A 10376-nucleotide genomic window follows, 5' to 3' on the forward strand; every position below is an offset into this window, starting at 1 on the left:
TGGCCCGGCAAGCGGAGCGCCGCCGGGCGGAAAGGGCATCTTACTGCGGGAACCACTGGTCGCTGATTTTCTGATAAGTGCCATCGGTTTTAATGGCTTTCAGGGCGGCGTTCAGTTTTTCCAGCAGGGCTTTATTATCCGGGCGCACGGCAATACCGAGGCCGGTGCCGAAATACTGCGGATCGGTCACTTTCGGCGTGGCGGTGCCCAGCTGCGGGTTGGTTTTCAGCCATTCGTTCACCACCGCGGTATCACCAAACACGCCGTCGATACGACCATTTTTCAGATCGATAATCGCGTTCTGGTAGCTGTCATAGGCCACGGTTTTCACTTCCGGATGCTGATCCTGGAGGTATTTCTGGTGCGTGGTACCGTTTTCCATGCCGATGCGTTTACCTTTCAGCTCTTCAAAAGATTTAAACGCGCCTTTTTTGGCAATCACCACCGCTGAGTTGGCGTAGTACGGCTCGGTAAAGGCCACCTGCTTGCTGCGATCCGGGGTAATGTCCATGCCGGAGATCACCGCGTCATATTTTTTAAACTTCAGCGCCGGGATCAGGCTGTCAAAGGCGTGGTTAGTGAAGGTGCACTCTGCCTGCATCTGTTTGCACAGCGCTTTCGCCAGATCGATATCAAAACCGACAATCTGATTGCTGGCATCCAGGGATTCAAACGGCGGATAAGTAGCGGAAACGCCGAAGCTGATTTTGTCGGCGGCGCTGGCACCGGCTGCGAAGGTGGCAAGAATAGCGGCCAGAACTAACTTTTTCATGGTGGAACTCCTGTCTGTCAGTCTTATTGTTTTTACCGTGTCTGCGGCATGGGCTAACCATGCCATTTAATGAATTTATATGCAATATAAATGATTAATTATATTTCTGTGGGCGTAAAAAAGGCGGGTTGGCCCGCCTGTTTTTAAGCATTAGTTTCGCCGTTCAAAAGCCAGCGCCCGACGCTCGATAAGACGCATCATTACCGTCAGTAAACCATTTACAATCAGATAGATAAGTCCGGCTGCGCCAAACACCATCACATCATACGTCCGGCCATACAGCAGCTGTCCGTGGCCCATGACTTCCATCAGCGTGATGGTATATGCCAGCGACGTGCTTTTGAATACTAATACCACTTCGTTGGAGTAGGACGAGAGGGCGCGTTTAAAAGCGTACGGCAGCAGAATCGCCAGCGTATCTTTTTTACTCATCCCCAGGGCTGAGCAGGACTGCCACTGGCCCTCCGGAATGGCGCGAATGGCCCCGTAAAACAGCTGCGTGGTATAGGCGGCGCTGTTCAGCGACAGGGCCAGCAGCGCGCACAGCCAGGGTTCGGAGAGCAGATGCCACAGTACCGGATATTCCTGTAGCGTCGGGAACTGTCCCGGACCGTAGTAAATCAGGAAGATCTGCACCAGCAACGGCGTACCGGTGAACAGCGTAATGTAACCGCGCACAATCCACACCAGCACCGGCGTTTTCAGCGTCAGCACAATGGTAAATAGTAGTGCCAGCACCAGCGCCACCAGAATGGACGCCACGGTGAGCGTCAGGCTGGTGTGCAGCCCTTTCATCAGTTCAGGTAAATACTCAAGCATCAGTCGGCTCTCCGCTCAAAACGTGTCGCGCGCAGGTCAATGCGTTTGAGGATGTACTGACTGAGCAGGGTAATGACCAGGTAAATGGCCGCCGCCACGATATACCAGGTAAAAGGCTCCTGAGTACGGGTGGCGATACTGCGGGTCTGCAACATCAAATCGTTCACGCTGATCAAGGATACCAGCGCCGTGTCTTTCAGCAGCACCAGCCACTGATTGCCCAGCCCCGGCAGCGCATGACGCCACATCTGCGGCATCACCAGACGGAAAAAAATCGCGCTTTTCGACAGGCCCAGCGCCTGGCCGGATTCCCATTGCCCCAGCGGAACGGCTTTCAGTGCCCCGCGCAGCGTCTGGGAGGCGTAGGCCGCGTAGAGCAGCGACAGCGCAATGACGCCGCACAGGAACGGGCTGACATCAAAGTTTTCAATCTGCATTTGCAGCGGAATTTGCACCACGCCCAGATTGAGCGTGAAGCCGTCAGATAACATTAACAGCAGCTGTGAAGAGCCAAAATAGACAAACAGCACCACCAGAATTTCCGGCAGGCCGCGCAAAATAGTGACCAGCGCCGATCCCGCCCATGCGACAGGACGCCATTTGACGGATTCCCATACCGCAAACAGCATCGCCAGCGCGAGGCCAATGATCAGCGCACAAACGGCAAGGCCGACGGTCATCCCGGCGGCGCTTGCTAAAGGGAACATGTCATTCATCAAGGATTACTTCTGGAACCATTTGTTATAGATGTTCTCGTAGGTGCCATCTTTCTTCACTTTATCCAGCGCAGCGTTGAATTTCTGCTGAAGTTCAGTGTTGCCCTGACGAACAGCAATGCCGAGGCCGGTGCCGAAGTAATCTTTATCGGTCACTTTGTCGCCCACGGCGGCCAGTTTGTCACTGGCTTTCAGCCACTCGGTCACCACGGCGGTATCGCCGAATACGGCGTCAATACGGCCATTCTGCAGATCAAGCTTCGCGTTCTGATAGCTGTCGTAAGGCACGGTAGTGATTTCCGGATGCTTATCAGTGATGAATTTCTGGTGCGTGGTACCGTTCTGCACGCCAACTTTTTTGCCTTTCAGCGCGTCAATGCTGGCGAATTTATCTTTCTGACCGATAAACAGCGCCGAGTTGTCGTAGTAAGGCTTAGTGAACAGCACCTGCTTTTCACGCTCCGGCGTGATGTCCATACCGGCCATCACCGCGTCGAAACGACGGAATTTCAGGCTCGGGATCAGGCTGTCAAAGGCCTGGTTGGTGAAGGTACAGGTCGCATCGATCTCTTTGCACAGCGCGTTGGCCAGATCGACGTCAAAGCCGACAATCTTGTTACTGGCATCCGTGGATTCAAACGGAGGGTAGCTTGCTTCGGTGGCGAAACGAATAGTCTGGGCAGCACCGGCGGAGAGGCTGACGCTGGCGAGCAGGGCGGCAATCAGTACTTTTTTCATTGTCATAGTCCCGAAAAGATCAGTGAGATAAGTAGTGTTTAAAAGCATCGGTCTGCGGCGCGGCAAAGCGGCTGGCATCCCCCTGCTCGATAATATGACCATTTTCCATGTACACCACGCGGCTGGCGGTCTTGCGCGCCACTTCCACTTCGTGGGTCACGATCACCTGGGTGATATTGGTTTCCGCCAGTTCGCGGATGATGCTCACGATCTGCGCGGTGATTTCCGGGTCGAGCGCGGCGGTAGGCTCATCAAACAACAGCACCTGCGGCTCCATCATCAGCGCACGGGCAATGGCCACGCGCTGCTGCTGACCGCCGGAGAGGTGCAGCGGGAAACGATCGCTGTAGGGTTTGAGACGCAAACGCTCAAGCAGCTTTTCAGCGCGCGCCAGCGCCTGATCTTTGCTCAGACCCAGCACGCGGCAGGGGGCTTCGATCAGGTTTTGCAGCACGGTCAGGTGCGGCCATAAATTGTATTGCTGGAACACCATGCCGACGTTCTGCCGCAGACTGCGGATCGCTTTGTCAGACGGGGCCTTTGAGAAATCGAACTGATTGCCGGCAATAGTGAGCGTGCCGGAGCGCGGCATCTCCAGCAGATTGAGTACGCGCAGCAGGGAGCTTTTGCCTGCACCGCTTGGGCCAAGCAGCACCAGCGTTTCGCCCTCAGGGCAATCCAGGTTGATATCGAACAGCGCCTGATGTGCGCCGTAGAAACAGTTAATGCCGTTTAATTGAATACTCATCGAGGCAATCTAATAGCTATTGAGGCCGCAAATAGTAACGTTGACAGAATAGTTATGCAATATTTCTGCGTGAAAAGGTAAATATAAAGCGCATCCAGTAATAAAGTTAGCACAAAACCCTGGACGTGGTGTGATGCAGGTAGAAATGTCGGCATTCACCGTGGAATGCCAGACATTTTACGGGGGTTAACAGATTTAACCCGTTAATGATGCATAATTTATCAGCGATGCTCGACAGACTGACGCAGCGATCCGGCAGGCGCGTGAGCGTTGCCGCCCAGATAACGCACATCATCAACCGCCCAGCACTGACCTTCGCGGATCATCAGCACTTCGTCCTGCCACGTCTGGCTGCCCTGGGTGAGGGTGACGCGCAGCGGAATATTGCGGGCATCGGTGTTAGGGATGGTTGAGGCGCTGCTGACGCTGGCGGTTTCCGGCTGGGTGGTGCGGCTGGAGAACGGATCGCTGCGCAGGAAGGCGGTGTTTTTGGTATCACGGCTGGCGTCGGCCAGCAGCTTCGCCAGATCGTCGCTCAGGTACGGTCGCAGCGCGGTAGCATCAGTGCTGCGGTTCTGAATACGAAAATCGTAGAACTTTTGTGCCACACTGTCAGGACCGCCTTCGACACAGGGGCCGCTGCGTGTGCCAATATCCTTGAACGCGGGGGTTACCGTTGTACAGGCGCTCAACGCCAGCGCGCAGGGTACAATGACGGATAAAAATGAGTAGCGCATAATGATTTCCTTATTAACCTACTGTCTGTTCAATGATAGCGTATCGGTTTGATTATGCGCGCGTTAGGCACTGAACGTTAAAAGGAGAAGCACCATGCAATTTTCAACCACCCCAACGCTTGAAGGCCAGCCGATTGTAAAATATTGCGGCGTGGTCACCGGGGAGGCGATTCTGGGCGCGAATATCTTCCGCGATTTTTTTGCCGGGATCCGCGACATTGTCGGCGGTCGCTCAGGCGCTTATGAAAAAGAGCTGCGTAAAGCGCGGGAAATCGCCTTTCGCGAGCTGGAAGAACAGGCGAAAGCGCTTGGCGCAGACGCGGTAGTCGGTATTGATATCGACTACGAAACCGTCGGTAAGGACAGCAGTATGCTGATGGTGAGCATCAGCGGTACGGCAGTGAAAACCCGCTGATGAAAAGCTGGTTTGGGCTGATTGCGCTGGCGCTGCTGCTGACCGGCTGCGCCAGCGAAAAGGGCGTGGTGGATAAAGCTGGCTATCAGCTGGATACGCGGCACCAGGCGCAGGCGGCCTATCCGCGTATCAAGGTGCTGGTGATCCACTACACCGCCGACGATTTTGACGCCTCTCTGGCGACGCTGACCGACAAACATGTCAGTTCGCACTACCTGATCCCGGCGCGGCCGCCGCTGCATCAGGGCAAGCCGCGGATCTGGCAGCTGGTGCCCGAGCAGGATCTGGCCTGGCATGCGGGCGTCAGCTTCTGGCGCGGCGCAACGCGCATTAACGATACTTCCATCGGCATTGAACTGGAAAACCGCGGCTGGCAAAAGGTTGCCGGCAGCAAGCGCTTTACGCCCTTTGAGCCGCAGCAAATTGCCGCGCTGGTGCCGCTGGCGAAAAATATCATCCATAGTTACAACATACTTCCGCAGAACGTCGTGGCACACTCGGACATCGCGCCACAACGTAAGGACGACCCAGGTCCGTTATTCCCGTGGCAGGCGCTGGCGCAGCAGGGGATTGGCGCATGGCCGGACGATGACCGCGTGGCCTTCTACTTAAACGGGCGCGATCCCGCGACACCCGTCGATCAGGCGCAGCTGCTGGATCTGCTGGCACGTTATGGCTATGAGGTGAAACCGGAGATGACGCCCGCGCAGAAAAAGCGGGTGATAGTGGCGTTCCAGATGCATTTCCGCCCGGCGCGCTGGGACGGCGTGGCGGATGCGCAGAGCCTGGCGATTGCCGAAGCGCTGCTGGAAAAGTACGGGCAGGGCTGAACAGGCCTCAGCGGTGTAACTTACCGTGATCTTTCAGCCACAGCGCCGTGCGGCGAATGCCTTCATCAAGCGTAACCTGCGGCTGATAGCCCAGCTCCGTCTGCGCGCGTGACGTATCCAGCGTGAAATCAAAGTTCAGCTTCGCCACGCCGTAGTGGGTCAGGGCGGGCTCTTTCGCTTTTTTATCGCCAAAACGCTCCAGACTGCGGGCGATCATATCCAGCATCGGCCACGGCACGGAGCGGATACGGCAATCGATACCCAGTTCGTCAATTAATCGCTGCACGATAGTCCGCAGCTTCACCGGTTCGCCGTTGGTGATGTTGTACGCCCGGCCCGACGGCAGCGCATCGCACACCTCCTGACTGGCCAGCCACATCGCGTGCACGGCATTCTCGAAATAGGTCATATCCACTAACGCATCACCGCCGCGCGGCAACAGCACGCTGCGGTAGTGGTGCATCATCTGGGCAAGACGCGGGATAAACACTTTATCGTGCGGTCCGAACAGGCTCTGTGGACGCAGCACGGTGAAGCGGGTGTTGGGGTTCGCCTGCGCCAGCATATGCACCACGTCCTCCGCCGCCGCTTTACTGCGGGCGAATTCGTTGGCGTAGCGCAACGGACGGAAATCTTCCTGAATGTTCCGGTGATGGTGATAATCAAAATAGACGGACGGCGAGGAGACGTGAATAAAGTTACGCACGCCCCAGGCCACCGCCCACTCACCCAGACGACGGGTAGCGCGCACGTTAGCCAGATCGAAGGCTTCCTGGGTGCCCCAGGGCGAGGTAAAGCTGGAGCAGTGCCACAGCGTATCCACGCCTGCCAGCATCACTTTTGCCTGGGAAGAGACCAGCTCCGTCAGATCGGCCTGTACAAATTCAGCACCCATTTTTTGCAGCAGCTTGCCCATCGCTTCATTGCGACCTGTCGCCCTGACGCTGACGCCTTTCTGCCGCAGAAACTCGACCGCGTTTCGGCCTAAACCGCTGGTTGCGCCCGTGACCAGAACCTTCATAGCAATCCACTGTGTTGAAAAGAATTTCGTGCGCATTCTTCCGTGAAAAACGGCTGGTTGCAATGGGAAAGGTGAAAGATTACCGCTTCCATTCAGACTTTCTCTCTATTTTGTTCTGTCGGGCGCGTGATGTGGCCTTCCGCGCCTTAGCGTTGTAAAAAGGCCTGCCAGTGCGCCACCAGTTCCGTCAGCTGTTCGCGGCTGACGTCAAGATGGGTTACCAGACGCGTCACCGGCGAGGCGTTCAGCAGCACGCCGCGCGCCTGCATAAATTCGCCCAGCGCCGCGGCATCTTCTTCGCCCACGCGCACAAACAGCATATTGGTTTCCTGACGGCTGACGTCCGCCCCGATATCACGCAGCTGCGCTGCCAGCCAGGCGGCGTTGTCGTGATCCTCTTTCAGACGCTGGACGTTATTTTTCAGCGCGTACAGACCGGCTGCCGCCAGAAATCCCGCCTGGCGCATCCCGCCGCCGGTCATTTTCCGCCAGCGCAGCGCGCGTTTGATGTAGTCATGGTTGCCCACCAGCAGCGAGCCGACAGGCGCGCCCAGGCCTTTCGACAGGCAAATGGTGAAGGAGTCGCAATATTGCGTGATCTCTTTAAGCTCGCAGCCGTATTCCACCACGGCGTTAAAAATGCGCGCGCCGTCCACGTGCAGCGCCAGGCCTTTCTCACGGGTAAAGTCCCACGCCTGCTGTAAATAGTCGCGCGGCAGCACTTTGCCGTTATGGGTGTTCTCCAGGCTCAGTAAGCGGGTGCGGGCGAAGTGAATATCGTCGGCTTTGATTTTGGCCGCCACTTTGTCCAGCGGCAGGGTGCCGTCCGGGCTGGCGTCGATGGGCTGCGGCTGAATACTGCCCAGCACCGCAGCACCACCGGCTTCATACAGATAGTTATGCGCGCCCTGGCCGACGATGTACTCCTCGCCGCGCTCACAGTGGCTTAACAGCGCCACCAGATTCGCCTGGGTGCCGGTGGGTAAAAACAGCGCGGCTTCCTTGCCGCTGAGTTCCGCCGCGTAACGCTGAAGTTCGTTCACGGTCGGATCATCTCCGTACACGTCATCCCCGACCGGGGCGGCCATCATATAGCGACGCATATTGCGCCCGGGGCGGGTGACGGTATCACTGCGTAAGTCGATCACGGCATTTCCTTATTTTGACTCAGAATTGTCCTTCTGTTTTACCTGAGCCAGTTGGTTTTCGCCAGTTCCATGACCTCATCACCGCGCCCGTTAATGATCGCGCGCAGCATATACAGGCTGAAGCCTTTGGCCTGCTCCAGTTTGATCTGCGGCGGCATCGCCAGTTCTTCTTTAGCGACCACCACATCGATCAGAACCGGGCCGTCAATGGCGAAGGCACGCTGCAGGGCGTCGTCCACTTCGGAGGATTTCTCGACGCGAATACCGGTGATACCGCAGGCTTCGGCGATACGCGCGAAGTTGGTATCCTGTAAATCGGTGCCGTCAGTCAGATAGCCCCCGGCTTTCATCTCCATCGCCACAAAGCCCAGCACACTGTTGTTAAAGACGATAATTTTCACCGGCAGCTTCATCTGTACCACCGAAAGGAAATCGCCCATTAGCATGCTGAAGCCGCCGTCGCCGCACATCGCCACTACCTGCCGGTCCGGGGCGGTAGCTTTTGCACCCAGCGCCTGCGGCATAGCGTTTGCCATTGAGCCGTGGTTAAAGGATCCGAGCAGACGGCGTTTGCCGTTCATCTTCAGATAACGCGCCGCCCAGACGGTTGGCGTGCCGACGTCGCAGGTGAAAATCGCGTCGTCATCGGCGTAATGGCTGATCTGCTGGGCGAGATATTGCGGATGCACCGCTTTTTCGCTTGGCTTCGCCAGATCGTCGAGGCCTTTACGCGCATCGCGGTAATCTTCCAGCGCTTTATCGAGGAAGCGGCGGTCGGTTTTCTCCTCCAGCAGCGGCAGCAGGGCGGTGAGGGTGGCGTTGATGTCGCCGATCAGCGCCATATCCACTTTGCTGTGCGCGCCAATGCTGGCGGGGTTGATATCGATCTGGATGATTTTGGCGTCGGTCGGGTAAAACGCGCGGTACGGGAACTGGGTGCCGAGCAGGATCAGCGTATCGGCAGTCATCATCGCGTGATAGCCGGATGAGAAACCGATCAGCCCGGTCATGCCAACGTCATACGGGTTGTCGTACTCCACGTGCTCTTTGCCGCGCAGGGCGTGGATAATCGGCGCTTTCAGTTTAGCGGCAAACTCGATCAGCGGCTGGTGTGCCCCGGCGCAACCGCTGCCGCACATCAGCGCGATATTGCTGGAGTAGCGCAACAGCTGCGCCAGTTTTTTCAGCTCCTCATGCGTCGGCGTGATCACCGGCTGCGGCGCGTGATACCAGTGGGCGCTGGCGGTTTCAGGCGCGGCCTGAAGCGCGACGTCGCCTGGCAGTACCACCACCGACACGCCGCGGTTGAGAATGGCTTTGCGCATGGCGATGGCCAGTACCTGCGGGATCTGCTCGGGACTGGAAACCAGCTCGCAATAGTGGCTGCACTCACGGAACAACTCTTGCGGGTGGGTCTCCTGGAAATAGCCGCTGCCGATTTCGCTGGAGGGGATATGCGCGGCAATCGCCAGAACCGGCACGCGGTTGCGGTGACAGTCAAACAGGCCGTTGATCAGATGCAGGTTGCCCGGCCCGCAGGATCCGGCGCAGACGGCCAGCTCACCGGTGAGCTGCGCCTCGGCACCGGCGGCAAAGGCGGCGACCTCTTCATGGCGGGTCGGCATCCATTCAATGGTACCCATACGGTTGAGGCTGTCGCTTAAGCCATTCAGGGAATCGCCGGTGACGCCCCAGATGCGTTTTACGCCTGCCTGTTCGAGTGTTTTGGCGACAAATGCCGCTACGGTCTGTTTCATAATCTCTGGTGTCCTTGTTAAAAGTCTCGTTAACAAGCGTAGATGAAAATGGCCGTCACACTTTTATCAGCCCTACAGCTAACAGGGGTTTATTTCCGCCGGCATTCGGAATAATCTGCAAACCACATAATGAAAACAGGAATCATTTCAAATGGTTAAATCAATGTTAAATGCGGTTAACAGAATGTTTGCGCATGAAGATGCGGGTAAGTTTTTACTGCGTCTGACGGTGGGCGGGCTGATGTTGTTTCATGGACTGCATAAGCTTTTTGACGGGATTGACGGCATCAGCGGCATGCTGGTGGCAAAAGGGTTGCCGGGTTTTATCGCCTACGGCGTGCTATTGGGGGAAGTGTTGTGTCCGCTGCTGGTGATCCTGGGCGTGCTGACGCGTCCGGCGGCGCTGGGCATTGCGTTTACGATGGTGGTGGCCTGGCTGATGGTCGGCATTAACAAAACCGGCGCGCTGGATGTGACCGGCGCATGGGCAATTGAAAGCCTGGTCTATTTCTTTGTGGCGTCGATTGCGGTGGCATTGTTAGGCGCGGGACGGTATTCCGTTGCGCCCTCGGCAGAATGGCGATAATAGCCTTGCCCGGCGGCGCAAGCTTGCCGGGCCTACAGTTGTGCAGTTGTGTAGGCCGGGTAAGGCGTAAGCCGCCACCCGGCATTTTT

12 protein-coding genes are annotated in these 10376 nt (G+C 57.0%); 3 read left to right on the plus strand and 9 right to left on the minus strand.

Annotated features, from left to right (window positions below):
- Positions 1-40: 40 nt before the first annotated feature.
- The 6 genes from artJ to QRD42_RS12080 form a co-directional block, all read right to left on the minus strand.
- Positions 41-772: an arginine ABC transporter substrate-binding protein ArtJ gene (gene artJ, locus QRD42_RS12055; RefSeq protein WP_072567991.1), complete on the minus strand. Its 732-nt coding sequence runs from the start codon at positions 770-772 to the stop codon at positions 41-43.
- 150 nt (positions 773-922) lie between these two features.
- The gene (gene artM / locus QRD42_RS12060) at positions 923-1591 is read right to left on the minus strand and encodes an arginine ABC transporter permease ArtM (protein ID WP_321987217.1); all 669 of its coding nucleotides are present in this window, start codon (positions 1589-1591) and stop codon (positions 923-925) included.
- Positions 1591-2307 (minus strand): arginine ABC transporter permease ArtQ, encoded by a 717-nt coding sequence (artQ, locus tag QRD42_RS12065; protein ID WP_072567993.1) that lies wholly within the window; start codon positions 2305-2307, stop codon positions 1591-1593. The genes artM and artQ overlap by 1 nt, the downstream gene beginning before the upstream one ends.
- Before the next feature lie 6 nt (positions 2308-2313).
- Positions 2314-3045: an arginine ABC transporter substrate-binding protein ArtI gene (artI, locus tag QRD42_RS12070; RefSeq protein ID WP_318374156.1), complete on the minus strand. Its 732-nt coding sequence runs from the start codon at positions 3043-3045 to the stop codon at positions 2314-2316.
- A 19-nt stretch (positions 3046-3064) separates the two neighbouring features.
- A complete protein-coding gene (artP, locus tag QRD42_RS12075; protein ID WP_072567995.1) occupies positions 3065-3793 on the minus strand; it encodes an arginine ABC transporter ATP-binding protein ArtP in 729 nt (242 codons plus the stop codon).
- A gap of 221 nt (positions 3794-4014) precedes the next feature.
- Entirely contained in the window at positions 4015-4530 is a 516-nt protein-coding gene (locus QRD42_RS12080) for a lipoprotein (RefSeq protein ID WP_072567996.1), read from the minus strand.
- Positions 4531-4624: 94 nt separating this feature from the next.
- Between QRD42_RS12080 and QRD42_RS12085 the strand changes: the two genes are divergently transcribed.
- Both QRD42_RS12085 and QRD42_RS12090 read left to right on the plus strand, forming a co-directional pair.
- Complete coding sequence (locus tag QRD42_RS12085; protein ID WP_072567997.1) at positions 4625-4945, plus strand: heavy metal-binding domain-containing protein; 321 nt, start codon at positions 4625-4627, stop codon at positions 4943-4945.
- A complete protein-coding gene (locus QRD42_RS12090) occupies positions 4945-5775 on the plus strand; it encodes an N-acetylmuramoyl-L-alanine amidase (RefSeq protein ID WP_321987218.1) in 831 nt (276 codons plus the stop codon). Before QRD42_RS12085 ends, QRD42_RS12090 begins: the two co-directional genes overlap by 1 nt.
- Positions 5776-5782: 7 nt before the next feature.
- Here the strand turns inward: QRD42_RS12090 and QRD42_RS12095 are convergent, their stop codons facing one another.
- The 3 genes from QRD42_RS12095 to poxB form a co-directional block, all read right to left on the minus strand.
- The gene (locus QRD42_RS12095) at positions 5783-6796 is read right to left on the minus strand and encodes an NAD-dependent epimerase/dehydratase family protein (RefSeq protein ID WP_072569427.1); all 1014 of its coding nucleotides are present in this window, start codon (positions 6794-6796) and stop codon (positions 5783-5785) included.
- Between the two features lie 146 nt (positions 6797-6942).
- Positions 6943-7944, minus strand: a complete 1002-nt coding sequence (gene ltaE / locus QRD42_RS12100) for a low-specificity L-threonine aldolase (RefSeq protein WP_072567999.1) — start codon at positions 7942-7944, stop codon at positions 6943-6945.
- 38 nt (positions 7945-7982) lie between these two features.
- Entirely contained in the window at positions 7983-9701 is a 1719-nt protein-coding gene (poxB, locus tag QRD42_RS12105; RefSeq protein ID WP_321987219.1) for a ubiquinone-dependent pyruvate dehydrogenase, read from the minus strand.
- A gap of 151 nt (positions 9702-9852) precedes the next feature.
- Between poxB and QRD42_RS12110 the strand changes: the two genes are divergently transcribed.
- Positions 9853-10287, plus strand: coding sequence for a DoxX family protein (locus QRD42_RS12110; RefSeq protein WP_318363515.1), 435 nt, complete (start codon positions 9853-9855; stop codon positions 10285-10287).
- Positions 10288-10376: the final 89 nt, after the last annotated feature.

This window comes from Enterobacter sp. PGRG2 (genome assembly GCF_030291195.1).
Taxonomy (GTDB): domain Bacteria; phylum Pseudomonadota; class Gammaproteobacteria; order Enterobacterales; family Enterobacteriaceae; genus Enterobacter_D.